The organism is Lysinibacillus sp. GbtcB16 (genome assembly GCF_019091145.1).
Taxonomy (GTDB): Bacteria; Bacillota; Bacilli; order Bacillales_A; family Planococcaceae; genus Lysinibacillus; species Lysinibacillus fusiformis.
Map to the genome: position 1 here is coordinate 2,319,980 of NZ_JAGXJV010000001.1, position 26,544 is coordinate 2,346,523.

Annotated in this window: 21 protein-coding genes and 1 riboswitch; of the genes, 3 read left to right on the top strand and 18 right to left on the bottom strand. The window is 35.6% G+C overall.

Annotation, left to right across the window (positions count from 1 at the left end; translation table 11 throughout):
- Nucleotides 1-431: 431 nt before the first annotated feature.
- Nucleotides 432-3,002: a vitamin B12-dependent ribonucleotide reductase gene (locus KVT27_RS11845; protein WP_036126961.1), complete on the bottom strand. Its 2,571-nt coding sequence runs from the start codon at nt 3,000-3,002 to the stop codon at nt 432-434.
- 187 nt (nt 3,003-3,189) lie between these two features.
- A complete protein-coding gene (locus tag KVT27_RS11850) occupies nt 3,190-4,020 on the bottom strand; it encodes a lipoate--protein ligase family protein (protein WP_217581333.1) in 831 nt (276 codons plus the stop codon).
- A gap of 204 nt (nt 4,021-4,224) precedes the next feature.
- On the opposite strand from KVT27_RS11850, the gene KVT27_RS11855 reads away from it, so the two are divergent.
- Both KVT27_RS11855 and KVT27_RS11860 read left to right on the top strand, forming a co-directional pair.
- Nucleotides 4,225-4,611, top strand: coding sequence for a rhodanese-like domain-containing protein (locus KVT27_RS11855; RefSeq protein ID WP_008180167.1), 387 nt, complete (start codon nt 4,225-4,227; stop codon nt 4,609-4,611).
- A 398-nt stretch (nt 4,612-5,009) separates the two neighbouring features.
- A riboswitch (glycine riboswitch) is annotated at nt 5,010-5,086 on the top strand.
- 164 nt (nt 5,087-5,250) lie between these two features.
- A complete protein-coding gene (locus tag KVT27_RS11860) occupies nt 5,251-6,588 on the top strand; it encodes an amino acid permease (RefSeq protein ID WP_217581334.1) in 1,338 nt (445 codons plus the stop codon).
- A gap of 34 nt (nt 6,589-6,622) precedes the next feature.
- Here KVT27_RS11860 and KVT27_RS11865 read toward each other — a convergent pair whose 3' ends face one another.
- The 11 genes from KVT27_RS11865 to KVT27_RS11915 all read right to left on the bottom strand — a co-directional run bounded on the left by KVT27_RS11865 (nt 6,623) and on the right by KVT27_RS11915 (nt 20,522).
- Nucleotides 6,623-7,585 carry a glutaminase gene (locus tag KVT27_RS11865; protein WP_036126970.1) on the bottom strand — a complete coding sequence of 321 codons (963 nt, stop codon included), beginning with the start codon at nt 7,583-7,585 and terminating at the stop codon, nt 6,623-6,625.
- 84 nt (nt 7,586-7,669) lie between these two features.
- Nucleotides 7,670-9,085 carry a M20 family metallopeptidase gene (locus KVT27_RS11870; protein ID WP_217581335.1) on the bottom strand — a complete coding sequence of 472 codons (1,416 nt, stop codon included), beginning with the start codon at nt 9,083-9,085 and terminating at the stop codon, nt 7,670-7,672.
- 22 nt (nt 9,086-9,107) lie between these two features.
- Nucleotides 9,108-10,331, bottom strand: a complete 1,224-nt coding sequence (locus KVT27_RS11875) for an MFS transporter (protein ID WP_036126972.1) — start codon at nt 10,329-10,331, stop codon at nt 9,108-9,110.
- Between the two features lie 336 nt (nt 10,332-10,667).
- A complete protein-coding gene (locus KVT27_RS11880; protein WP_036126974.1) occupies nt 10,668-11,969 on the bottom strand; it encodes a hypothetical protein in 1,302 nt (433 codons plus the stop codon).
- A 144-nt stretch (nt 11,970-12,113) separates the two neighbouring features.
- Nucleotides 12,114-14,984, bottom strand: a complete 2,871-nt coding sequence (locus tag KVT27_RS11885) for a hypothetical protein (protein ID WP_217581336.1) — start codon at nt 14,982-14,984, stop codon at nt 12,114-12,116.
- 241 nt (nt 14,985-15,225) lie between these two features.
- Nucleotides 15,226-17,580, bottom strand: coding sequence for an ATP-binding protein (locus KVT27_RS11890; protein ID WP_051998124.1), 2,355 nt, complete (start codon nt 17,578-17,580; stop codon nt 15,226-15,228).
- Nucleotides 17,553-17,711 carry a competence pheromone ComX gene (gene comX / locus KVT27_RS11895; RefSeq protein WP_036149013.1) on the bottom strand — a complete coding sequence of 53 codons (159 nt, stop codon included), beginning with the start codon at nt 17,709-17,711 and terminating at the stop codon, nt 17,553-17,555. Before comX ends, KVT27_RS11890 begins: the two co-directional genes overlap by 28 nt.
- A gap of 249 nt (nt 17,712-17,960) precedes the next feature.
- A complete protein-coding gene (locus tag KVT27_RS11900; protein WP_208705695.1) occupies nt 17,961-18,344 on the bottom strand; it encodes an SMI1/KNR4 family protein in 384 nt (127 codons plus the stop codon).
- 26 nt (nt 18,345-18,370) lie between these two features.
- Nucleotides 18,371-19,318 carry an ADP-ribosylglycohydrolase family protein gene (locus KVT27_RS11905; protein ID WP_217581337.1) on the bottom strand — a complete coding sequence of 316 codons (948 nt, stop codon included), beginning with the start codon at nt 19,316-19,318 and terminating at the stop codon, nt 18,371-18,373.
- Between the two features lie 393 nt (nt 19,319-19,711).
- Entirely contained in the window at nt 19,712-20,161 is a 450-nt protein-coding gene (locus KVT27_RS11910) for an SUKH-3 domain-containing protein (RefSeq protein WP_208705691.1), read from the bottom strand.
- Between the two features lie 118 nt (nt 20,162-20,279).
- Entirely contained in the window at nt 20,280-20,522 is a 243-nt protein-coding gene (locus KVT27_RS11915) for a hypothetical protein (RefSeq protein ID WP_225316141.1), read from the bottom strand.
- 120 nt (nt 20,523-20,642) lie between these two features.
- Between KVT27_RS11915 and KVT27_RS11920 the strand changes: the two genes are divergently transcribed.
- On the top strand, nt 20,643-20,924 hold the full coding sequence (locus tag KVT27_RS11920; protein WP_036149019.1) for an IS3 family transposase: 282 nt from the start codon (nt 20,643-20,645) through the stop codon (nt 20,922-20,924).
- 378 nt (nt 20,925-21,302) lie between these two features.
- Here KVT27_RS11920 and KVT27_RS11925 read toward each other — a convergent pair whose 3' ends face one another.
- The 5 genes from KVT27_RS11925 to KVT27_RS11945 form a co-directional block, all read right to left on the bottom strand.
- Nucleotides 21,303-22,394: an S-layer homology domain-containing protein gene (locus KVT27_RS11925; protein WP_052059875.1), complete on the bottom strand. Its 1,092-nt coding sequence runs from the start codon at nt 22,392-22,394 to the stop codon at nt 21,303-21,305.
- 927 nt (nt 22,395-23,321) lie between these two features.
- Entirely contained in the window at nt 23,322-23,564 is a 243-nt protein-coding gene (locus tag KVT27_RS11930) for an RNase A-like domain-containing protein (protein ID WP_217581338.1), read from the bottom strand.
- Nucleotides 23,565-23,797: 233 nt separating this feature from the next.
- Nucleotides 23,798-24,214: a hypothetical protein gene (locus KVT27_RS11935; RefSeq protein ID WP_217581339.1), complete on the bottom strand. Its 417-nt coding sequence runs from the start codon at nt 24,212-24,214 to the stop codon at nt 23,798-23,800.
- A gap of 1,283 nt (nt 24,215-25,497) precedes the next feature.
- Complete coding sequence (locus KVT27_RS11940; protein ID WP_217581340.1) at nt 25,498-26,004, bottom strand: hypothetical protein; 507 nt, start codon at nt 26,002-26,004, stop codon at nt 25,498-25,500.
- Between the two features lie 11 nt (nt 26,005-26,015).
- A complete protein-coding gene (locus KVT27_RS11945; protein WP_217581341.1) occupies nt 26,016-26,162 on the bottom strand; it encodes a hypothetical protein in 147 nt (48 codons plus the stop codon).
- Between the last annotated feature and the right edge of the window lie 382 nt (nt 26,163-26,544).

Genomic DNA, 26,544 nt, shown 5'->3' on the forward strand with positions numbered 1-26,544 from the left:
CCAGCCCTTAATTGGAAATTATTATGATTATTGTTGTAAATCCACACTATCCTGATGCGACTCCTATATATAAATGTTGGATTGGTAATGATTCGTTCTTGCTTTAATGGAGATTTCACCATAAGGTTATATATTCCAACATAATCAGCCTATTACCAGAAACATTGTTATAAAAGTATCCCACTCTTCCTTTAAGTACAATACTAATCGGCACTAGAACTTTGTCCAAACCCATTCATCAAAATCCTTTCAATAGATGATGAACATGTAGTCGAATAAGTTTTTGATTCTACCGAAGTCATATCAAACCTATAATTTTCAGAAAAATATAAAAAAGTAACCTCTTACGGCCATAATACCGAAGAGGTTACTTTTAATCAAAATTTATTACCGTTATCATTCTTTTATTCAAAGCAACTAGAACATAAAATTTACAGGCCGCATTTTAACTGTGCGCCACAGTTTGTACAAGTATTACAGCCGCCCATTTCCTCGACTGTTCCTTTACGACATACTGGACATGTATTTCCTACGTCCGAGCCAATTACCGTCGTGGACTCTAGTGCTTGAATCGTATCAACTAATACGACTGGACGTGTTGTATGTTCTTCTACTAATTCCTCCTCAAATGATAGTTGATCCATATCATTTTCTTCGGCTTTTAGCGTAAGTACCTGTGAATCACGGCTACCATCCACATAGACCGTACCACCTTTAGCGCCACCTTTATATAGTCGCTCATATACTTTTTCAACTTGTTGTACAGTATAGCCTTTTGGCGCGTTTACTGTTTTAGAGATCGATGAATCAATCCATTTTTGAATAATACATTGTACATCCGCATGTGCCTCTGGTTTTAGCTCCATTGCCGTTACAAACCATTCTGGAAGCTCTTGCTCATTAGCCTCTGGATGACGATCTAAATATTCTTTTACAATTTCAGCTTTCACTTCAATGAACTTACCTAGACGGCCAGAACGGTAGTAAGTGAAAGAGAAGTATGGCTCAAGACCTGTTGCTACGCCTACCATTGTTCCTGTTGAACCTGTTGGGGCAACCGTTAATAAATGGGAGTTACGGATACCTGTTGCTAAAATTTGCTCCTTGATGTGAGCAGGCATTTTTTGCATAAAGCCTGTTTCTGTGAAAGCTTTACGTAAACGAGCTGTTTCTTCGTCAGTAGCACCTACTAAGAATGGGAAGCTTCCACGCTCTTTAGCAAGCTCTGTAGACGCCTCATACGCGGTTTCAGCAATTGTTTTAAAGATTTCATCGACTAAAGCATTACCTGCTTCAGAACCGTATTCTTTCTCACAATAAATGAGTAAATCAGCTAGACCCATTACGCCTAGTCCAACACGACGCTCACCAAGTGCTTGTACACGGTTTTCCTCTAAGAAGTATGGAGTTGCATCAATAACATTATCCTGCATACGGACACCAACACGAACCGTTTCACGTAGTGCTTCGTAATCTACAGTTTGATTGTCTTTATTCGCAAATTGTGCAAGGTTTACCGCTGCCAAGTTACACACTGAGTATGGCGCAAGGGGCTGTTCCCCACATGGGTTAGTTGCAACAACGCTTTGACCATATGCCTTTGCATTCGTCATATCATTCGCATTGTCGATAAAGAAAATTCCTGGCTCTGCAGAGTATGTTGCACATACGTTAATTAAATTCCACAATTCTTTCGCTTTGATTGTGCGATATGTGCGGATTTTATAGCCCATTTTCTCCCATTCACGAACGTCACCAACATGATGCCATTCTGTGTTGTAAGCATGCATTTCTTCTTTCGAGTATTCTTCAACCGCTGGGAAACGCAGTTCGAAATCAGCATCGTTTTCAACAGCTTCCATAAATTCTTTTGTTAATGTTACGGAGATGTTTGCACCTGTTAAAAACTCTGAGTTATGCACAGTATATGTGCCACCATCACGTAATTTATTTTCAGCCTCACGAATAATGGCTGTATCAAATCCACCTAATCCTTCTATGCTTTTATAGTTTACAATGCCTTGATACATAGCTTCTTCCTGCATAGAAAGTGGCTTGAAGTTTAATTTCTCTTTCGCTAGACGAATGATTGTTTCATCCGTTGTATTTTCAATTAGGTAACGCAGAATACGTGGGTTTTGCATTTTCGAAATAATAAACTCCACAATATCTGGATGCCAATCGGCAAGCATAATCATTTGTGCTCCACGACGTGAGCCACCTTGCTCTACAAGATGTGTTAATTTAGCAATATCATCTAACCAAGAAACAGAACCTGATGATTTACCGTTTACACCACGTGCCAATGTGTTGCGTGGACGTAATGTGGAACCATTTGTTCCTACTCCACCACCACGGCTCATAATTTCCATTACTTGCTTACGGTGATCACTAATACCTTCACGTGAATCCGCAACAAAAGGCATTACGTAACAGTTAAAGAATGTTACATCTGTTTCAGATCCTGCTCCGTAGATTACTCGTCCAGCAGGAATGAACTTTAAGGACACTAATTGCTCATAAAATTTTTCAAACCATTCTTGGCGTTTTTCTGGTGTTTTTTCAACAACCGCCAGTCCTGTTGCATTTCGTTTAGCGATTTGTTCATAAAAAATCTCAAGAGGCTTCTCTAGCACGTCAATTGAACGCGTAATCACACCCGTTTCTTGCTCCTGTGGATCGTCTAAAACGCTACGATAATCTTCCTCAATCAAAATATCAGCTGTTTTTGTAGTCATGTCCAGCTTTTGAATTGTCCCTAAACCTCGTGCAGGGAATTTTGGATCAGCTTTTACCGTTAAAACAACAAAGTCACCGGCTTTTAGTGTTTTCTTTTCTGTGTCTTTAAACGAGTAGCGATCGATCATGACAAGTCTTGATACACCTTTGTGCGTGATGTGCATATCAGGCGTTACAGGGTGTACCTGCGGGAATTGTTCGATATCTTTGTTTAACTGTTCAAATTGATTGTTTACATCGGGTTGATGATTTGTGAGTACCATCGTTTTGCCTCCCTTACAAAATAAATACACAATATCATGTGTTGTTAAACACTACATATTGTGTATATGTCTTTAAAAAAGATACTATATATAGATTTTCAATTCAACTCTTGCTTTTTTCAATAGAATCGTAACTACTTGTAATAGCAAGGATTGAACGCTTAAAAATATTTTTTTATACCATTTTTTACTTTTTGAAGTTCCACTCATCAGATGCATATTTTTTTTCTTCTAATGCACGGACATATTCTAACTGCTCCTCAGAAAGTGTAAATGGTTTTAATTCAATTTGCAACGATTTTGCAAAACCATCTCGAAAAGCAGTCACACATTGTTCAACTGTCACAGGTTCATCCACAAGACTGTTAATCGCTACTGCTTTCTCTGGTAATTTTCTGCGCATACGATCCTTCGCTTCTTCACTCGAAAAATTAAAGACCGATAATAACTTCTCCTGATCTAAATCTAATAAAATGGCACCATGCTGCAATATAACGCCTTTTTGTCGTGTTTGCGCACTTCCTGCTATTTTTTTCCCTTCAACTACCAGCTCATACCAGCTTGGAGCATCAAAGCATACTGCACTTTTCGGACTCTTTAAGTCTGCTCTTTTCTCCTCTGTATCAGGGACACTAAAATAGGCATCCATCCCTAAGTTATGGAAACCTTGCAAGATGCCTTCACTTAGCACACGGTACGCCTCTGTCACTGACTCTGGCATATTTGGATAGCTTTCTGTTACGATGACACTATATGTGAGCTCATGCTCATGCAGCACAGCTCGTCCACCAGTTGGTCGACGTACAAAACCTAAGCCTTGCTCACGTACAGCATCTAAATTTATATCTTTTTTGGCTTGCTGAAAATAACCGATTGATAATGTTGCCGGTTCCCACTCATAAAAACGAATGACTGGTGGAATGAACCCCTCACTATGCCAATCAAGTAATGCTTCATCTAGTGCCATATTAAAAGAAGGACTACATTTCCCTGAATTTAAAAAATACCAAGTTGTCATATGTTCATCTCCTACAATTTATAAAAATACCTCAGGCCCCACCTGCGGTTCAACCTTAACGAAGATTACGTTACAGTTCAAGTTGTGGCTTTGCAAACGATATCGACGAATTCGCCACAATCTAGTTAATTTTATCAAACTCATTGGACTATCGCTAGCGCATCTTTTATAATAATAAAGAAGATAGAAAGGGGTAAGAAAATCTTGGACATACTTATCACAATCGGTGTCGTTTTAGTAGTCGTAATTGCATACATCGGTATTAATGCACTAAGACTCAAAAAAGCTGTAACCAACTTAACACAAGAACAATTTATTGAAGGCTATCGTAAAGCGCAGCTAATCGATGTTCGTGAACAAAAAGAATTTGATGCTGGTCACATTCTTGGCGCACGAAATGTTCCTTCCACAACATTACGTCAACGTTATAAAGAAATTCGCCCAGATTTACCAGTATATTTATACTGTCAAAATACAGGCCGTAGCTCACGTGCTGCACTATTTCTTAAAAAACGTGGGTACAACCAAATTTACCAACTTCAAGGCGGCTTCAAAACTTGGACAGGTAAAATAAAAGCCAAAAAATATTAATATTTCCCTAAAAAAGTCGTCTCAAAGAACTAGGAGACGGCTTCTTTTTATACAAAAAATTCAGAGTTTCTACTATATTATATCTATTGCAAAATTTTAAGCGGCTATTTCTTACACTCGTTCATACTATAATGATCCTCTTCCTCTCACTTGTCCCCTCTTCATTTCTTCACATAAAACTTTCGTATTTGCGCATACTACGAAAATCTTTGTATGCCCAAAAATACTAATTATCGTTAGTAATTTTCATTTATACACTACATTCTTCTATTTTTCTGAAAATAATATAAATTTCTAGTTGAATAATTGTAAAAGCACTGCTAGGATATATAATATCTTAAAATAATATTTATGATAAAAAATTAATAAGCTATGAATGCTATGGATCAAACTATAGCAGGAGCAGTTCTGGAGAGAGCGCAATGTGCGTCGCCGAAGGGTTCACTATCTCAGGCAAAAGGACAGAGGAGTAATAACAGCTTTTTTAAGCGATGCCATACGAAGGTTATGATGATTTCATGAACCATCCGTGATCAAATGGTATTTGTTATTCTGACGTTTTTCCGAGACTAGTGTCACAACTAGTCTCTTTTTTATTTTTCCAGTCATCATTTTTTATGCATCTTTGGGGGGATTAACGTGGAACAGCAACAATTAAAACGTGAATTAAAAAATCGCCATGTACAGCTTATTGCCATTGGTGGGACAATAGGAACCGGCTTATTTCTCGGCTCTGGGAAAGCCATTGCATTAGCAGGGCCTTCGATCATCCTTGCCTATTTAATTGTCGGAACGGCACTCTTTTTTGTTATGCGTGCATTGGGCGAACTATTACTTTCGAATTCAGGATATACATCATTTACGGATTTTGCCTCCGAATACATAGGGCCATGGGCAGGGTATGTAACAGGCTGGACCTACTGGTTCTGTTGGATCATGACGGCGATGGCAGATATTATCGCTGTGGGGGTTTATACACAATATTGGTTTGATATCCCTCAGTGGGTTCCAGCTATTGGTTGTTTAGTAGTATTACTACTATTGAATTTATTAACGGTCAAACTATTTGGGGAGTTAGAATTTTGGTTTGCTATCATTAAAGTGATTACCATTGTGGCGCTCATTATCCTTGGACTTATTATGTTAGTGACAGGCTTTCAAACAAGCTCTGGGACGGTTTCAGTAGATAATCTTTGGGTCCACGGCGGCCTGTTTCCAAATGGAGTATATGGCTTTTTAATGGCCTTCCAGATGGTTGTTTTCGCTTTCGTCGGTGTGGAATTAGTAGGGGTATCGGCAGCCGAGACTGCGGACCCACAAAAAAACATTCCTTCTGCTATTAATAAAATACCATTCCGAATTTTACTCTTTTATGTAGGGGCACTGTTTGTCATCCTATGTATCAATCCATGGTATGAAATGTCTGCCACAAGCAGTCCATTTGTCCAAGTATTTACATTAGCGGGTATTCCAATTGCTGCAGGTATTATTAATTTTGTTGTGCTCACTTCAGCCGCATCTGCTGGTAATAGTGGTTTATTCTCAACAAGTCGAATGCTCTTTAATCTTGGTAAAAATAAACAAGCATCACCTGCATTTGCTAAGCTCAATAAAAATAGTGTTCCAAGTAACGCACTAGTCATTTCTGCAATTGTTGTATCAGTAGGGGCACTGTTAAGTAAGCTAATGCCAGAGAATGCCTTTAGTATCGTAACGACTATTAGTGCGATTTGCTTCATATGGGTGTGGAGTATTATCATCATTTCTCACATCATCTATAAACGGAAAAATCGTGCCCTACATGAGGCCTCAAGCTTCAAAGCACCGCTGACACCTTTTATTAACTACGTAGTGCTTGCGTTTTTTGCTTTCCTATTAATTGTGATGTTTATTTCTGAGGCAACACGTACAGCTCTTCTACTAACACCTATTTGGTTTATTGCCCTATTCATTCTATATAAAATGAAAAAAAGATGACTTCAGAGCTCACTCTGAAGTCATCTTCTATTCGTTAAAAAATGGTCATATCCCATTCTGTCGCTAAATGTTTCAGCAATTGGACACCTGCGACACTATTCCCAATAGGATCGATGGCTGGTCCATAAATACCTATGCCACAGCCAGCAGGGAATGGTGAATCTAATCCTGCATGACCTGGGACAGCGGTAAGAATGGCACCAGAAACACCACTTTTAGCAGGAAGTCCAATAAACGCCGCAAATTTTCCTGAAGCATTGTACATACCGCATGTTACCATTAAAGCCTTTGCTAATTTTGCCACTTGTTTAGGAAATAATTGTTTCTTTAATAGCGGATGATAGCCATCATTAGCGATAACTAAACCAATCATCGCTAAATCGGATACATTGACTTCAATCGCACATTGCTTTAAGTAAACCTCAAGAGCCGCTTCTACTGGGCAGTCTAAGAAACCAGAATCCATTAAATAGTAGGCTAGTGCTCGATTACGGTTAGCTGTTTGCCACTCGGATTGAAACACTTCCTCGTTGACACTTAATTGCTTACCTATGATTTGCTCTAAAAATTGTAGGATTTTGTCAATCTTCTCCTGTGGTGAATGACCAATCATCATAGAGGAGACAGTAATCGCCCCAGCATTAATCATTGGATTAAAGGGCTTTCCTGGCTGATGACTTTCTAAGCGAATAATAGAGTTGAATGTATCTCCTGTTGGCTCAACATCCACCCTTTCTAATACATAGGGCAATCCTCGATCCATACAGGCCAGTATAAAGGTGATTACTTTGGAAACACTTTGAAGCGTAAATAATTCTGACGTATCACCAGCTTTAATTTCATGCCCTTCAGTGCCAATAATGGCTATGGCTAATTGATTTGGGTCTTTTTTAGCTAATGCAGGGATATAGTTAGCGCACTGTCCTTCTTTTGCGGCAGAGCGAAACTGTGTGACCGATTGTGCCACAAGCTGATCGTGACTAGGTTGTGTTGACATTACTGTGGACTCCTTTCAAAATGTGCAAAAACAGAGTCTTCATAGTTCTCCTATGAAGACTCTATCCATATTTTTGCTATCCTTTTATCGCTTTGGAGGCATTGTCCCCTCCGGAATTAACGATTCATACGTCTCCCCATCAAGACGTTCTTGCCATTCCTTTTTAGCTTCCTCAATCAGTACTGGATTACCCAATAACTCAATCGCAGTACACGCCATAATTTTAGCAGCTTGTAGCATACCTTTATGGGCGATAGGCGTGACACCTTGAGAAACAACTTGCCATGTATGCAGTGGCGTTCCTAATGCCATACATACTGCCGTACATTGAACAGTTGGCACATTCCAGCTAACATCTCCCACATCCGTAGAGCCACCCATGATAAATTCAGGAAGCATTCGAGGAATATGATCAGCAATAACTTTTCCTTGTAATGGTTGAACATCGTCTTTATGTAGACCAACTAATGAAGAGGCTTGTACTTCAGGAGAAAACGTATTGAAAATAGCCTGAGCATACTGTTCATCCTCTATTGTATAGTCTGGCATGCCAATTTCAAGTATTTGTTGATACATGGCATCATAAAGCGTCTTATTTGTTATTAAATTAGAAGCAGCACCTTCAAAATCGATTTCTAGGGAAGTACCTGTCATGAGCGTTGCACCCTTCGCTATTTGTTCAACACGCTGATAGATTTCTTGCACTTGTTGCTTTTTAGGTGCTCGCACTAAATAGGTAACCTCAGCATATGGTTGAACAACATTCGGAGATGTTCCACCAGAGTTTGTAATAGCATAATGCACTCTTGCTTCTGGAATGATATGCTCTCGTAAATAGTTTACCCCAACGTTCATTAGCTCAACAGCATCTAATGCACTTCTTCCCAGATGAGGAGCAGCTGCTGCATGTGCACTTTTACCTGTAAACTTAAATGTAACAGCATAGTTTGCTAGAGAGCTACATGTCATCACCGTTGAAAACGTACCAGGATGCCAAGAAATGGCGATATCTACATCATCGAATAAGCCAGCTTTCGCCATATAAGCTTTACCAGATCCATTTTCTTCTGCAGGGCAACCGTAAAAACGGATGGTTGCGGATTGTGGATGTTGCTCTAAATAATCTTTTACGGCAACAGCTGCTGCAAATGCTCCTGTTCCTAATAAATTATGGCCACAGCCATGACCACTTCCCCCATTCTCAAGAGGCTCATGAATGGTAACACCGCCCTTTTGGCTCAAGCCAGGTAGTGCATCGTATTCCCCTAAAAAGGCGATGACTGGCTTTCCTGACCCAAAAGTTCCAACAAGCGCAGTATCCAGCCCAGCTACGCCAGCCTCAGTTTGAAAACCCTCGTTTTCGAGTGCCTCTTTCATATATTGCATCGATTGTTGTTCTTGAAAATGAAGCTCCGGTACAGCCCAAATTGCATCGCTTAAGGCCACGCTTGCATCCTTTTTTGCCTCAATTAATGTAGAAATTTTTTCTTGAAAACTCATTATTGTTCCTCCAATTTATTTATTATGCTTTCAATAATGCTCCTTTTTGGTCGTTTAACGTTACAAGCGACACAATACAAATGAGCGCGAATCCAATTAACATCCAAAAGGCTGCATCAAAGGAGCCATTAAAGGCATCGACCATAAAACCAATAGCCATAGGTGTAACAAACCCCGCTAGCTGTCCGCCTGTATTCGCGATCCCCATAGCTGAGCCTGTTATAGACGAAGGCAATTTCTTTAGAACAATTACGGGTAGTAGCGTAATGACAAACGCAATAAAGATAGAAACAACTGTTTGATAGCCAATAAATAATGTCACCGTTTTCGCTGTAAACATTAAATACAATAAAAGACCGATGACTGCACAGGAAATGGAGCCTAACACCTTTTCCATTCCTCTTGGAAGCTTATCGATAATATATCCGCTACCATACACCCCAATAATCGTTGTAATAGCAGGAATCGTTTGTGCCCAACCAATGGACATTAAGTCTAGTCCACGATTTTTTTGAAGGTATGTTGGAATCCACGATACTAATCCCCAGTTCACCGCATAAATACAGAAATAAGCAATAATCAAATTCCACATGAGCGGTGTTTTCAAAAGTTCTTTAAAGCTTACCTTAACTGCCGGACTACCTGTCTCAGCAGCCTCTGCTGTTTCAGCTTTTGGGAGCTGAATGTATTTCCAATATAAATAAGCAATAATCGCTCCAATAGCCCCGATTATGATAAACATCATACGCCAGCCAATCGTTCCTAATAAATAAGCGGCTAACAGCGGTACAATTAGCGAAACAATCCCACCAGAAGTCAGCATAATCGACATCGCTCTGCCTCTTTCTTCTTTCGGGAAAATCGTGGCAATAATCTTAGAGCTAGATGGTTGGAATCCACCCTCTCCAATACCGAATAAGAAACGAATAACAATCATCGCTGTTAAAGACCAGGCAATAGCCGTAAGTCCGGTAAATATTGACCACATGATGACAGCCATTAGCAAGATTCGTTTTGCGCCAAATTTATCAGCTAGCCAGCCGCCTGGTATTTGCATAATGGCATAGCCTAAAAAGAAAGCGCTTAAAATAATACCCGTCGAAGATGCATCCAGTTGCAAATCGCCTGTAATTGAAACGACTGCGTAGTTCATAATATAGCGATCTAAGTTCCCTAAAGACCAGCCTAAAAATAATAGTGCAAGGATAACATTTCTAGATTTTTTCGTTACGTCATTTGTTGTCATTTATATCCCTCCCATGATCAAAAACCTTCTCTTTATGGCAGTGATTGCATCACCGCTACAGTTGTTCTTTAAGATTCTTGCCCCCTTGCAAATCTAGTAAAATCAAAACCCCTTTTATATACCGACATTTTCGTTATATATTCGTATAATAATCAAAGTACTCCAAAAAAACAATATTTTTTTGAAAATTTCTAATAGATAGTCGCTTCTCTAGCTATGAATGATCGGCTCAAAAAGGCGCACAACTTGTGTACTGGTCTTTGTTTTATCGATACAAAAATTTAAGAAAAAAAAATGTCCCAAACCACACATTGGTTTGGAACATTTTTTTAGTTTCTAGACAAGCTGATATATTTTGATTGGTCTACCACGCAAATGCTGTAATTCTTCGCCACAAATTCTTGCTAAATCTACACTACATAAATCCGCAACAATCCGCTGTGCATTTCTTTCACTCATTTGAAGCTGTGTCGCTAAATCCTTAGTCGTAAAATGCTTCCAGTGCATTTTCTGCACAAGCGCATGGATTTTCATATACGTTTTAATACTAATATTACCTTTTTTTAGCTTTTCTAAAATATCGGGATCTTCTGCTCGGTAAGAATAAGACAGCTCTTCCATATTTCCGACCGACTCAATAATCGTACCGTCATCCTGAATCATAACGATATCGATGGCTTCATTTTCCTTGGTCTGCCTTAGCCCTCGATGAGCATGTAGCTCTGCATTGAATACGGTTTGTGCAAAACCAATACCTGCAGTTACTTTTGCTTCCATTTCGATGGATAATTGATACATTTTTTCCTGTAGAAATTTAATCTGCCCTTCAATCGCTCCCCTTGTACTAAAAATTGTATATTTTCCATTCCCCTCTTCAATGAGGGAACCGTCAATTTGTTCACAAAGTTGAAGTAGATGTTCCTTAGTACGTAGTTCTAAATATTGGATGCGATACCCTTGCTTCATACGCTCCTTTAAGGAATCAAAATCCTTGATTTCAAGCATTACTGCACCAATTTGAGTTTCTTTATAGTAGGATGTTTTAATTTTTTCCGTAAACAGCTGAACTGTATGGTAAATTTCTGTTTTTGTGGGAGATACCCAATAGGAAGGAACTCCTCGTTCTTTCAGCTCTTCATCGACAGATGGATAACAAGTGATGGCAAAATCGATCTTTCCCTCCTGCCAAAGTGTATAGTGAAAATCAAATAACTCTTTTGGATCAATGGCTACATCAAATTCCTTTAAATACATATGATTGACATTTTTTTGGATCTCCGCTAGACCCTCTGAAGCCATTTGTGAGGGAGAAGGTATAATATCGATACTAACATTTTCAATAAACTTCTTTTGCCGATAGGATTGCTCTAAAAATCCTCTATAAATAGCCGCCTCCGAAAAAATGATATGAGCCAATTTATCCTGTGAAACCTTTGTTTGGCTCGCTATCTTATAGGGGATATAGCCAGAAAACAGCCAGAAATCCACATCTTGATCATAGGTCTCCACAAGATGCTTTGTCTCTGTCGCTATCGCATAAATATACGGAATAAATTCCATATCCTGTTCAATTTCTCTGGCTAAAGCAATAATTCTTTGGACGGATTTGACAGGACCCACAACACCTATTTTATACATCTTTTGTTCCTACCTTCTTTGTGAAACTGCAATAGTTATGTAAAAAAATTTCTTTTCTCTTCTGTTCATAGTATAGCGGACAACCAATTTACTAGACAAATAAAAAATCTATACAGAAAAACCCCGAGTTTCTCGGGGCTTACCTCATTTACTATCCTGTGGATACATGTTTTTATAAAGTAATTCTAATTTTTTGGAAAGCTTCCCATAAGCGGATTGCCAGGCTTTTTGAGCCGCCTCATCACCATCTACCTTGTACAATGCATGGACGTCGGCTACCTTTTTCAAATCACTTTCGGCCTGTGTAAGCTTCGAATAGTTTTTGACAATCTTTTTATCTTGAGCGCTCAAGGCATCATACTTAGTACGAATATCTTTTACTTTATCCTCTAGACCAGCTATATACTCACCATTAACAAGGAGAGAATTGATCGATTCAATTAATGTCAAAGCCTGTTCATTCGTTTGCTGTTGACCTTGTTGCTTCTCGCTAATCCATTTTTGGGTATCTGAAGGAATAAGGCTCACTTGCTTAGATGTAAGTTTTTCAAATGCCTTAATGACAGTGCTTGGGTTACTGTTAAATGATTTTTCATAGGTCTTCATAAAGGACTCTGCTTTTTTCACATCTGCGATTGCTGCTTTTAAAATATCATAATTCGTAATCAGCTTTTTATCACTTGAGCTTAGGCTACTGTATTGCTTAGACAAAGTATTAATTTTATCAATCGACACTAAATACTGATCATTTGAAACAATAGTAGCTAGTTCATCATTCAATTGCTTTATATTTGGTGCATTTTCATCAATAATTTGATTCTTTAACAGTGCTTCGTATTGCTCTTTTGCTAAATGCTGTTGATTAGCAGGTAATTTAGCATATGCTTTTTGCACAGACTCTATTTTTTTTGCTTGTTTCGCCGCATCTGTTTCTTCTTTAGCGGTTTGAATTTTTTTATAGAATGATTTGACACCTGTAATATCCTTCTGAGCAGCAGTTAGTAAATAATTATTAGTGACATACTTTCTTGCACCAGATGACAGCTTTTTATAGGATTGCGCTGCCGTATCAACTGCTTTTTCTAATTGATTGAATGTAAATTTAGTGACATCCGCAAATTTAGCAATATCTGCTTTCAAAGCCTCTGCTGCAGCCTTATCAGCCGGTACTTTTCCATCAACAGAAACTTTTGGCGTATTGAGTAAAAACTCTTGAGCATTATAGACAAGCGATTGCTGTAAAGATGTCAATTTATTATAAGCTTTTAATGTATTCGTATAGCTTGAATTCAGTTTGCTTTCAGTTACACCAGTTACGCCAGAAAGCTTTTGATAAGCATCCATATCTTTTATCACTTTTTCAGCCGTTTTTAAATCCTTTTGTAAAGTAACAAGGCTGTCATACCCTTCTATTTGGGCTGCTGATGCTTTTGTTAAGCTCTTATATTCTTTTACCATGCGGGCTACATTGTTGACATGACTTTGCCAAGAACTAGCAGATGGATTGATTGGATAAATATCATCCCCAATATAGCTATCGATATCATTGTTTAATGTAGCAATTTGACTTTCTTCCGCACTTTCAGCTGCCGTTAAAAGCTGACCATACTTGTCTGGCACTAATTTTAATTGTTTATACGTTAATTTTTCATAGGTAGAACGAATAGACTTGGCAACCGTTACCTGCTTATTTGGCGTATTATTGGAAGATAATTTATCAAATGATTTAATAAATTGCTCCACTTTTTTAATATCGGCTTTAGCCTCATTGAGAATCGTTTGGTTTTGAACAGCTCCACGATAATTTTGTGATAATTTAGCAATATCTGCCTCAATCGTATTCACGACCCCCTGTAAGGAATCCTTATCAGAAGGAACATACTGTGAAATGCCATTCGAATAAGAAAGTAAATTAACGATTGCTAGATTTAGTCTTCTGACTTCTTTTATTTCCTCAAGATCATTAGGCTCATTTAAAAGGTTTTTAATGCTAGTATATAAAGCATCATTGACATCCAAGCTACGTTGTAATAAATCGAACTTATCGTAGGCCGCTTCAATTTCCTTTATATAGGCAGGCAAATCTTTGTCGCTAATTCCCCCTACCTTGTCCACTTTTTCATTTAACTTATTAATAAGGTCCACATCTGCAAGTGCTCGCTTGAGAACAGCATAATTTGATACATTCCCTTTAGCAGGCTCTGACAATGCTTGATATTTACTTTCTAATGCCTTAATTTTTTCCTCAAACGACTTTATATCAGAAACATTGTATTTGTTATCATTCACTAATAAATTTTTAATATCATTTGCTAATGTATCTGTTGGTTCTTTGGATATAGAAATCACTTCAGAACGTGGAGATTCCACAAAAGAAGTGCCTACCTGAGCTTTTACCTTAACAATAATATCTTTGATTCCCTTTTCTATGGCATCTTTCGGAATAGTATAAGTGCTACCTGAAGCTCCCTCAATAATAGTGAAGGAATTTTCACCCTCACCTAGTTGATAAAACCATTGATAACTATATGTAATTTGACCGCTTGTTAATTTCGCTCCTGCCTTATCCGTTACAGTAACACCAGCTACTTTCACCGTTTCGCCAGGTGCAACAAAATCTGAAGTCGAAAAGCCCTCTAAAGTAGGCGTTGTAATCGCAAGATCCAATTGATTAATGGTTCTTGGTTCACTTTGATATTTTTTTCCATCAGTTGTAGTAGCTTCCACAAAAATGGTTTTACCCGCTGCTTCTACGGGCACCTTTAACGAAGCAGAAGTAGCACCTGCAATCGGTTTATTCGTGGACGTTTTTGAACCATCTTCACTAGCTACTTTTTCTAGATAATACCATTGGTAGGCATTGACTATGGCATTATTGGGTAATTGATGAACCGTTAATGTTTCATTTACAATATTTTGTCCCGTCACCGTCACCGTCTCCGCTGCACTTGCAACAGTTGGTACAATAAGTGCTACGGGTATTGCGGCTGCTGTTAAAAATAATTTTTTATTCAAATCAGTTGACCTCCTCAATCCTTCTATTGAATTATATCGGCCACATCTCCCTGATTTCCTTTATTCAGGGGAAAGAATTCAAAAAAGTGTATATTCTCCTGTATTCCTATCTCTACAATAATAATATTTTGATATTATTTCATGCTCAAAAAACAAAAGCCTTCTAATCTACATTCATAAAAATTATGATGCGATTAAAAGGTGAAAATTGTAGGCATATAGCGTATTCTGCTTCATCGGGCTATCCTCGAATCATATAAGTCGGTCGGTTCAACGTGCTATACGCATAAGGATATGGATATTGAGTTTCACTTACGCGAATACGAATCATCATTCCCTCTCCTACTTTGCTATTTAATGCGAATTTCCCATTAAACGCCTGAACCCTCTCTTGCATACCTTGAATGCCCATGGATTCGGTCAGTATAATATCATCTAAATTACACCCCACACCATCATCGCTATACAGAACCTCAAAGCCTTCTTCCGTGCTTTGTAAATGGATGGTAACTGCATTGGCATAGGAATGCTTTAATGCATTGTTTAATAATTCTTGAAACAAACGATAAATCATTAAATTTAAACGTTCATCCTCTAAATAAAGACGATCAATCGTATAAAGCAATTCGAAGTTTGCCCGTTTTTGAACTTTTTGAATAAGCTTCTCAAGTGCAGCATTTAAGCCCAATGTATCTAATAAAGGAGGCTTTAAATTTTCACAGTATCCTCGTAAATCATTTAAGGAGGTAATCATATGCTCATGAAGCTTCCCAAGTTTAGTTGAAAAATTTTCTGAATCCTTCATGTGTATCAGGACATCCATTTCTCTTGCGATATGAAGCTGCTCCTGTAAAATCGTATCATGAAGCTCTTGGGCTAACTGATACTTCTCCTCCTCAAAACGAAGCCAAAGTAATTTATTAAGCCACGGCAGCTGCCGATTATCAGCCTCTTTCATATGCTTTAACTGATCTAATAGATCCTCGACCATTTTAGTATTTTCAATAAAGTTATTTAAATATAACAGTAACAATTCCAGCCATAGCAATTCCTCATCCTTCAAATAAATAGATTTATTATGATCCACAACAAGAATTCGTTTATAACTTGTATCCTGGTGAATAAAGGCTATATAGAAATGATCTGTTTTTTTAATATCCCCTAAACCTAATTGTTCAAGTAAAACCTCATCAATTTGATGTTGATTGTATTCCTTGGATTTGTTCGTTAATGTAACTTGATGTGTTTGAAAATCATACGTGAGAACATAAACACTTTCCATTTCAAGCTGGAGCACCACTTCCTGGACAAACTTTTCCAATAAATCCTCAATCTTTACAACTCTCCCTATACTATCGACGGTAGTATATAAGCGATGGATATAGTCACCTTTTGTAGAAAACAAAATCTTTCGCTTACGATAATCAACCCGCTCTTTAATGTAAAACAACGCCATTAAGGAGAGAAACGTAAAAAAGAAAAGCTCCGTCATACGTGTAATCGATAAATCCGTCAATAAGTACAAACCACCCAAAAGCCAAATAGTAAAGGCAAATGAGAAATTAAAATAATAGCGTATACGCGATATAAAGTACTCCATATCAAATATACGTTCTGTGAGTTGAGTGAATAAGAAGCTTAATGGAATGAGCATTAGAAATAAAGAACATATATCAGCTTCTAATAATTGTTTATGAAATAGTATTTCAGGTAGTGCATAAAGAAATAAAAACGGCAAAAATGGAATGATAATACTACTTAACAATATTTTTAATTGTGGCGTTTTATATTTGATGTATCCTAGTATTATTATTCCTAGAATCACCAGCAATAAAAAGAAAAAAAGGCTTAAAACAATGAACGAATTTTCAAAATGAGTAGATGGATACAGATTGCTAAAGACACTTAGTATCACACCTGCGATTGGAATAGTATAAAACAAATTAATTTTTTTAGTAAACAACCATTTTAAATCCATAAACTCAAAATATATTTTCAAAAAGTGTAATAGTATAACTAAACAAAGTAGCATGCTGCTTCGATTGATTATTATTCCTAATAGATTTAACCTAGCGGATGCTCCACTACTAACATAAGCTAAGGAAACAGTTAACATAAAAAGAATCAATAAATTTAAGAGAATTGTATTTTTTTGTTTATAATATAAATATAAAGTGATAAATAATGTAAGAAGGAAGTAACAAAAAGGAACTATTAAAACATAAAAAAATTGTTCAGGTATATCATATAACTTAATATTTAGGTTTATAACAGCCCCATTATCTTTCATTATTTTCAATTCTCTAGCTGCACGAATTACAGGTTCGTACTTTAAATCACGAAGACTATCAATCTGTTTTCCATCAACTTCTAAAATAATATCGCCTTTTTTTATTTTATGTTTTTCAGCCCATTCCTTATAATATGGCTCTATTAAAATCCATTGTCCATCCTCATTCTGAACATCCATACTTAAAACAGGCTTGCTGTATGTAACATTTAGTAAATAAAGCCCAATTACCAAATATGTACTTACAGCAAGCCAAAACCACTTTTTATAATTAAAATTTAATACCAAATTGTGCTTTCTAAACATACATCTTCATCAAACGAATCCAAAATTGCCTTTTGTTCAAGTTCTGTAACACCAACAAGAGAAGCTTTCTTTTCTTTTAACAATGTAACCAACGACGGATGTTGCTCTAAATATTGAACCATGTTAATCATAAAATCGCTCCATTTCATTAGTTTTGTAGTTACTATTATTATCCAATAAAACCTCTGTTATAAGGAATTATTAACCATATTTGTAACTATAAATTGATTATACCATCATTCACCTATAATTCAACATAATTTTCTAAAAAATGCAATAATACAATAGAATATGTAATGAAATTGCTTAGTTCTCCATAGATTGACATAGAAAAAGCTTGCTCCTAATGGTAGGAACAAGCTTCTACATTTTTTACTTTTTCAATCCAAAAAACCCTCTTGTAGCCACTTGTTTAAATGGGAAGAGACCAATATAGCATGCTGCGGATTCATATCGCCAACATCTACAACAAAAACCTGACAGGCTTCTTTCTCTAACGCCATTAAAAAGACCATTCCGCCTCCATCATCCCCTATGGCAACATAGCCTTTTGCATATTCCTTCACTTCCCAAGTCTCATTTCTTTCCATTATTTCCTCGGTACCATATATGAAAACACCATTCGTAAATGAAAAACCATTGGACTCTTTCAGTACGCTTTTATATTCCTCTGGAAGATGAATAGCCATTGTCTGTTCTATTAGCAAAATTTCATGCTCGTTAGCGGGAGGATTGGCAGTAAAAATATTATGTAAAGGAGACATTTTGTCACCTCCTTCTTGAAGATTTTTCATATCTTTGCCAAACAAAACTCATAAAAAGCTTCGATTAAATCATCAATCTCTTGTTTTTTTACTATTGCGTTCAACCAATCTTCTGGAATTCCGTTCATTTGATGACACATACCTGCTAAAGCTCCTGTAATTGCCGCTATTGTATCCGTATCTTCTCCTAAATTGACTGCCTTTAAAATAGCTTCTTTGAAGGTAGATGCATGACCAACACTCCATATAGCTGCCTCAAGTGAGTGGACAATATAACCGCTTGATTTAATTTCATCTTCAGAGATACTTAAAAAGTTCTCATCAAAAATTCTACTGTAGGCGTTTAACTCTGTATACAATTCATGCTGTAGATTATTTTGCAGCAAGTTAAATACCTCATTTAGTGCAAACTCAAGCGAATTGTTTCGGTATAGGCTTAATAATAACTCAATATAAATGATAGACCCTACTATTGAACGTGGATGTCCATGTGTGATCATGGTATATTGCTGAACCAATGCTTTTCTTTCCTTAAAATCACCTTCATTTATCAATACAAATACTAAAGGCGCAATCCTCATCAGCGTTCCGTTGCCATTATCAAACTCGCCCGTTTTTCCACAATGCTCAGGCAAAACTCCCTTTTTATAGCTAGACACAGCGTCAGCAGTAGTAATACCAATATCAAACATTTCCCCAAAAGGTGTCAGATAGCCTTGCTCCATATATCGTACAAACTTATCCATTAAGCTTCGTGTATCGCCTTTTTCAATCATATTTTCGACTAAACATAGCGTTAAAGAAGTATCATCTGACCAGGTGCCAGGTGGTTGATTGTAAGTACCATACCCTATCACATCCTCTACATGGAAAGTCCCCCGCTTCTTAAACTCAACAGGTACGCCCATCAAATCACCAATGATCCCACCATATAAAGTGGCAAACAATCGTTCTCTCAACTTTACTTCTACCATAGGATTACATGTCCCCCTTCTCTACCTAACATACTATAAAGTAGCTAATAACTTTTTACGGTATACCACTATTTCACTAGCAACTTCTCGATGCTCCCAGTTCAGACCTTATGGCTTTTGAATCAAATATTCTATTTTTTACCACAATTCCATTAAAAAAAAAACTTGAAAGGCGAATAGCCAGTTAAGGGTTATTAATAAACTACTCAAAAAATGTCTATTATGGTGATATCTAATTATAATTGATCAGTTTAATATAACGCTATAACACTAATTTCCTAGACTATCTGTATACACACCTTAATTTTAGAAAATATTAAAGGATGATAGGTTTTATTAGAGAATGGCTAGCTTTTCTCATGTTGGCAACGCCATTCACAGAGTGACAAAGCTTCATTTTGCTATTTCTGCTGGTTTTCTAAATAAACAAAGAGTGTCCAGTGCCTCGAACATGTCATCTCCAAACTTAAATATTGAATACCCATTTTTCCCAAAGACCTTACCAGATATCGAGATAAACATTATTAAATTCCCTCGGTATGCTTCCCCAATTACTACGAGCGGCTCTTTCACTCGTACCTCAAATTCCTCAAAGTCTTCTTTTTCATAATAATCCCCAATAGCTTCTTCTGGGCTAAAATGAAAGGTTTCCAAACTTCCATCCGGATGCTTGAATTTATATTCACCCCCACCAAATTGACTTAAAGCATCAACCGCCGCATTAAACACTTGATACCCCATCGCTTCTAAAAACTTTACTGTTTCTGTTAATTCAACTTTATTATTGGGATTCCATCCTGCTTGTAGTAATATATCTCTCGTTTCATTTGACAAATTTCGCATAAGTATCCTCCCTATTTATTCAGAAGTTCTATTCACTAAAACTTTTTATCGCTCGAATTGAAATTAGCTTTCCTGAAATTATCAAATAATTGTCAGGTATATTATTCAGACTCTTCAATCAATCAGATAGGGAGATTAAAAAATCTGATAAAGTATCACTGACCTTATTAAAATCATCTAATTCTACACTTTCATCATAACAATATACCGCTGGATCGTCCTCATCATTTACATAAAAAAACCAGAACATATATCCTTGATGCATCATAAATATAAATTGATTATCTGTAAGCTTTTTTGTGAAATTATTTTCCTCCAAAAGTTCAATAGCCCACTCTTTTAAATCAAAAATGTACTTCATGGAATAATTCGTACCAACTAAAAATTCAATTCCATTACCTGTTGAATCGGCTACACTAAGTTGGACATAAAAAATAAGGGCTAGTACACTTAGACTACCAACTTAAAGGAGCGTGCTACTATGTCAAGTCAACCTCGAACTTTTGCATCTGAATTTAAATTACAATTAGTAAAATTTTGGAAAAATAGAAAATTCCGTGCAGATATTGCCAGAGAATACGATATAACGCTTTCAGCTTTAGACCGTTGGATTAAAAACCATCAAGAAACCGGTTCATTCGCTGCCAAAGATAATCGCTCTGAAGAAGATAACGAACTAGCTCGATTACGCAAAGAAAGCCAACGTTTACTGATGGAGAATGATATTTTAAAGCAGGCAGCGCTGATCATGGGACGAAAATAGATGTGATTCGAAATAACGCTCACAAATATTCAGTATCAGCAATTTATGACGTCCTTGATATTCCGAAAAGTACGTATTACTATCATGCCGATGTTTGTGGGAAACGTGCGCTTATTTATCACTTTTCTGTTGATACAAACCTATTCTATCTAAACCTTGAAACGTCTCAGTGGAATTCTTCCACAAACCTAGTAAAATTTTCATGTTATAAGTGCTTTGTTTTGTACCCTCAATAGCTTCTGTAGCCTTCTAGCATAGCCCATATGTCACTCCAATGATCTATTTTCCAGCTGTAATGACTTCATCAAAACTATTTGTAGCATGTCTGTGGACATTTGCCATGGCAACAAAAAAAGATAGAGCAGTTTGCTCTATCTCCTAAAATAAGTCTTTATCTTTTTTGCTGTCGAAAAAACTCATTATCACTTTAACTTTTCCATCGGCATACTTAGTAGTTTCTAATGTTACATAGTATATACCCTCATCCCAAGCAGAATAATACGTTAATAAACTAGAATTATTGATTGTATTTGTTAAATCCGGTACACCAAATTCCTCTATCACTTTTTCTTCATACATGTTATGAAGTTCAGGTACTGTGTTAGGTAAATTTTCCTCATTTTTCCAATCAAATTCATGCCAAAAATAATTTAATCTATTGTTATCATCAAAAAAGTAATACGTTGTTCCTGATAAATTATATCTTGCTCTATTTGTAATAATCCTAGCGTTCTCCGTAGAACTAGTAATATTATTTTTCACATACGTATATACAGAATCATAAGACATTCCCCAGTTAATACCAGAATCTTCATAATCAGTATTTGATGCTTCCTTAAACACAAGTCCTTTACCTTCTAAATACGTAATAGTTCTATACATAAAAATTGCTAATTCTTCATTTGTGAGTAATCCTTTAGGTTTAAATGTTCCATCACTATAACCCGCTGCAATTCCTGCCCCAACTAGTTTTTTTATCGAATTGTATGAACTACGTGTATTCGGCACATCTTTAAATTCTAATTTTGCATTATTCGGTAAATATTTTCCGTATGCTCTATCAATAAATACAGCTAACTCCTCTCTTGTTACATATGCAGCAGGTTTAAATGTTCCATCCGTGTATCCTGTGACAATCCCTTTTTCAAATGCAGATTGTATTAAACCACTTTGATCATATTCCTTAGGAATATCAAAAAAAACAGTATCTCTCCTAGTTGCATCTAAATTTAACGATAATGCTATCATTGAAATTGTTTCAGTTCTACTCGCTGTAAATTTAGCAAAAGTATCAAATGTATCTGCAGGATAAAGTAATAAACCTTTATCTTCTAAGTAAACAATTTCTTTAAAGCTTGCACTTACTGGCTTACGTCCTTCGTATTTTGCTTTAGCTTCTACATTAAATATTAAAGAAGATAATACTATCATAAAAATTAAAGCCAAACTTAATACTAATCTTATTTTCATAAATCTCCCTCCTATTGTACTATTAAAACCTATTTTGCTTTTAATTCTTTTTTCTCATGTTACGGTATAATATTATCATATACAAGAAAAATATGCCATAAAAAGTAGAGTATTGTCTATGTTTAGAAGTAAATAAAAAGTCATAAATTATGTGGCTATTTCCGGGAATGCAGCTTTGACATTCCTATTTTCTTTGATAAAGGAGGTTCTTTGGTTTTCATTGATATTTCTACATCAAACAATCCTGATTTTTTGGTCATAATTAAATCCTGCATTCACTTGAAGATGTGGTTGACGCGATCTGAGAATTGAAAGATTTATTAGACGTATTAACGCAAGACATCCTGTTATACATATATTTTCCCTCTCTTTCATTTAGCTGCTTGTATGTTGGAAACCAGCCAATTCACGCCTATACCTTTAATACTACTTGGATGTTGAGACTTGTCCCATATCACATGAACATACAAGCCATCATTTTTAATTTCTTTTACAGTCCCCTTAATTCTAGGCAGTTTTCAGTATAATTAAAAAACCTTGAAAAGCTTATAGCCAATCAAGGTTTGCTTCGAATCAGGATTAATTACACTAGCTATAAAAATTCATTATTAGTTTCTTCTAAAGAAACTTTAGGATTCAAAACACTGATACCCCCAAATTTAATCAATGTACCCCTGAGCAATTGTATACTTTTCTTTAAATTTAAGTCTTGATATCTTTAATCTAGGGAAGATAGTAATTAAAGATCCATTTTAACCATTGTAAATTTTGTTTTTGGTATTCACACTAGTAACAGACTATTTAAATTTTTCCAAACTATAATACGGATTAGAGATATTCTCACCTACTTCATCTATTGTTTCCTGTATTTCATCTAGAATTGATTTATCTATATCCTTATAATGTTCCAATGATTCTTTTATTTTATTAAAGCAAATCTCTTTCTTCAACTGTTGTAGAACCTCTCTTTACTCCACGCCCAAAGGCCCCATCTCCTTGATAATTTAAAACCAATGTACATATACTTTTTGGATTATTCAGCCAAGATTGAAGAAGTTTTTTATTATTTTCATCACTTAAAACCTCACCGGTTACTTTTTTAGCTATGTCTATATTTGTAAAAGTTGAAGAACCAGAGATAAGCAATGTAGCAATAGCCACTGGAATCATAGCGTCTTCAAAGTTGCTTCCTCTTAATCATTAATTCCCCCATTAAATCTTAACTTGTAAAAATGAAGAATGTTTACAAACGTATTATTTAAAAATAAGAAAAAGCACTTGTCGCCTGTTATAGATTATCAAGTGCTATAAATTATTACTTTCTATGGTTAGTTTGTAAAAAGGACCACACTAATTTATCATACAAATATTGGAATAATTCCAATTCGAATGAATTCTTAACTTTAATAAAAGAATTTAATTGTAAATAGTAGAAAGATATATTCTACTCTTGCTTTGGTAGAATCGCTAGTTTCTCTAATATCATAATTATTTTTTTTGATTAAACCTTTACAAATACGAATGTCTTGCAACAATTGTTCAACATCATTCTCATCTACAGTCTCTTCAAATTTAGTATTCTCTAGGTAACTATCTAATTTAGAATATACAAAATCAGCAATTTCTTTGTATTTTAAACTCTCTATTGCAATAGAAACAAAATATAAAGTTTTAGTAAATAAACTAACATTTACTCTTCTCCAATCTTCTTCTAAAATTTTCGCTGAAACCTGCGCAACATTTAATCCCTCTTCTTTAATATATTCCTCAAAGTCCAACATTATAGAATTTTTTATTCTTTCATAGCTTGTTATGCTCATATTATCAGTCCTTATCTCATATTTTCGGGAACTTACATTCCATAATTAAATTTGCACAACTTTGACACATCCAATTCTGTATATAAATCTATTTTACCAAAAACATCAGGACCTTTTATCTAGGAAGAAATATCTTCAAGTATTTTAGCCTCAGTATCATTAAGACGAGGAAATCTATCTTCAACATAGGTTTCAAACAACTTTGTTTCTTTTGAATAAGTAAATCACCTAAGTTACTACCCATGCTATCAGAGGAATGGATTTGACTATGCGCTTGAAATTCCTTTTTAACACCAAAAATGGTTAATTACGCTACAGCAACGTTTCCATAAGTTAATTTATCCAGTTTTCTATCAGCTTGTTTTTTTCTGTGTTTTTGAGAGATTTTTGAAATCATCGGAATTACTTATTTTTTCTATTTCTCTGTAAATATCGCCTCTAACATTTTGAGTTTTATCCTATAAACTCTCTATTGTCCGATTAGATAAACTATTTTCAACAGTACCCTTATCCTCAGCAGGTTTTTTATTCGAGCCATTTTGTGATGGTTGGGTATTAGATGGTTTCGGACTTGGAGTTGTTGTGTTTCTTCTTACTGTTCCTGTATACTCAAGGCGTCTAACGTCTACACTCTGCTAACTCCATCTCTGGTGGTCGCAGCTGACGCAATTGCTGTTTAACTTCATCTACTTTAGATTGGGTCTGAGTTTTCGCGTTCGAGACTTGCTTATTGACTTTATCTTTTACACTGCCTATGAGACCTTTATTCGTATTTTGAACACTTTTACTGATGCTCTTAAATGGTAATCTTTTAAATTTACGTATTTAAACATGCAAAAAAGCACTTGTCGCCTGTAATAGACAATCAAGTGCTTTAAGTTTATTAATTTATTAAGTTTATTAATATGTTTTATAAGTTAGTTTAGTATTGACAGTATGACATCTTTTTTACCACATGGCAAGTATAACGTTTAAACCCTTTAGCTTGTTTAATCTCGTGTGTTTGTTGCTTATGCCATCCATAAGTGGTCCTTGTAAATAAATTGTCATCTCGCCTATTCTCGCTCTTATTGCTTAATTGTTAAAATAGCACTCCTTGATGGTCTAGCCTTCATGAGTTATTAATTCAAATTAAAGTATATCTTATTCTGTAAACATAAGAGCGTTTTTTATTATAATTCATTGTTATAGCCACGTGCCAACGAATTTCACAGGTTATATATAAATCTTTTGTAAAAAACTATTTCTCACCCTGTTTGATTAAATTAGGAACATTAAAGAATTTATTTTTCAATTTCTAATATCAGACTTTCCAAATTCAAAATATCTTTATTTACATCATTATTTAATACTCTTAATTCTTCAATATATAACTTAGTTTTATTTACTACTTCTGTTTTGAAGTCCTCATAACTAATTTGTTTATCTTTCCAATACTGATGAATTAAATTAGGCATTTCTCTCGTTTCTATTGCCCCACTTCTTTCAGGTTTATCAGCAGTAACTTTACTTATTTTCACTATATTTTTTTCTTTTACTAGTTCAATCCAAATCTTAGGTTTTTCAATATCACTGATTAAAACATAGCTTTCAGTTTTCAAAATTAATACTGCTTTTAAAAAATAATACAACCACCAATAAATAGAGACTGAAAACTCATCAATATCTTCAGGGATTAATATACCATAAGTTTCATTACCAATTTCAAATTGGAGATATCCATCTGCCCCATTGAGCTCCATTTCCTCTACACTATCATTTTCAAATATTTTGAAACTAATTTTGAACATCATTTTCCACCTTATTTAGTCATTTTTCTAATATCCTCAACTGTAAATTTATGTCTTCCATAAACACTACCAAATTGACCATCTGGATGAATAAATACATCTATTATTTCTCCACCTATTTCATATGTCAGGTTCCCTGTTTTCCCTTGACTTTTCAAATCATTATATGCAATTTCAGCATATTTATTTATGTCATCTTTACTCCACTTTGGATTAAAGAAACTAGACTCTAATTTATCTGCTAATTGGGAGTCGGATAAATATTTAGATTGTTGCTTTAGAGATTCAATATTATGCTTGTTAATATGCTTTTTATTTGTTGAACTTAAAGGATAATTTATTTCAACTTTATCCGTACCCTATGTTGTAATCTTAAAATCCGCTAATAAAAAAGCAATCTATCTTAAACCTTATTAAACTACTTCTTCCTCTTTTATTATCGGCAATTTATAGGCTGTTTTGTGCTTCATCATGCCGTAAATAATGTTTACAAGCGTTCTCATGATACAAACTAATGCTTGTCCCTTTGTTTTGCCTTCT

Excerpts from the sequence above, each read along its gene's own strand:
- KVT27_RS11865 (WP_036126970.1), bottom strand. The coding sequence starts at position 7,585 with ATGTCAACACAACCTAGTCACGATCAGCTTGTGGCACAATCGGTCACA.
- KVT27_RS11935 (WP_217581339.1), bottom strand. The coding sequence starts at position 24,214 with ATGAGCATAACAAGCTATGAAAGAATAAAAAATTCTATAATGTTGGAC.
- KVT27_RS11900 (WP_208705695.1), bottom strand. The coding sequence starts at position 18,344 with ATGTCTCCTTTACATAATATTTTTACTGCCAATCCTCCCGCTAACGAG.
- KVT27_RS11850 (WP_217581333.1), bottom strand. The coding sequence starts at position 4,020 with ATGACAACTTGGTATTTTTTAAATTCAGGGAAATGTAGTCCTTCTTTT.
- KVT27_RS11940 (WP_217581340.1), bottom strand. The coding sequence starts at position 26,004 with ATGTTCAAAATTAGTTTCAAAATATTTGAAAATGATAGTGTAGAGGAA.
- KVT27_RS11870 (WP_217581335.1), bottom strand. The coding sequence starts at position 9,085 with ATGAGTTTTCAAGAAAAAATTTCTACATTAATTGAGGCAAAAAAGGAT.
- KVT27_RS11930 (WP_217581338.1), bottom strand. The coding sequence starts at position 23,564 with ATGATTCCAGTGGCTATTGCTACATTGCTTATCTCTGGTTCTTCAACT.
- KVT27_RS11890 (WP_051998124.1), bottom strand. The coding sequence starts at position 17,580 with ATGTTTAGAAAGCACAATTTGGTATTAAATTTTAATTATAAAAAGTGG.
- KVT27_RS11880 (WP_036126974.1), bottom strand. The coding sequence starts at position 11,969 with ATGTATAAAATAGGTGTTGTGGGTCCTGTCAAATCCGTCCAAAGAATT.
- KVT27_RS11925 (WP_052059875.1), bottom strand. The coding sequence starts at position 22,394 with ATGAAAATAAGATTAGTATTAAGTTTGGCTTTAATTTTTATGATAGTA.
- KVT27_RS11845 (WP_036126961.1), bottom strand. The coding sequence starts at position 3,002 with ATGGTACTCACAAATCATCAACCCGATGTAAACAATCAATTTGAACAG.
- KVT27_RS11905 (WP_217581337.1), bottom strand. The coding sequence starts at position 19,318 with ATGGTAGAAGTAAAGTTGAGAGAACGATTGTTTGCCACTTTATATGGT.
- KVT27_RS11920 (WP_036149019.1), top strand. The coding sequence starts at position 20,643 with ATGTCAAGTCAACCTCGAACTTTTGCATCTGAATTTAAATTACAATTA.
- comX (WP_036149013.1), bottom strand. The coding sequence starts at position 17,711 with ATGATTAACATGGTTCAATATTTAGAGCAACATCCGTCGTTGGTTACA.
- KVT27_RS11875 (WP_036126972.1), bottom strand. The coding sequence starts at position 10,331 with ATGACAACAAATGACGTAACGAAAAAATCTAGAAATGTTATCCTTGCA.
- KVT27_RS11910 (WP_208705691.1), bottom strand. The coding sequence starts at position 20,161 with ATGCGAAATTTGTCAAATGAAACGAGAGATATATTACTACAAGCAGGA.
- KVT27_RS11915 (WP_225316141.1), bottom strand. The coding sequence starts at position 20,522 with ATGAAGTACATTTTTGATTTAAAAGAGTGGGCTATTGAACTTTTGGAG.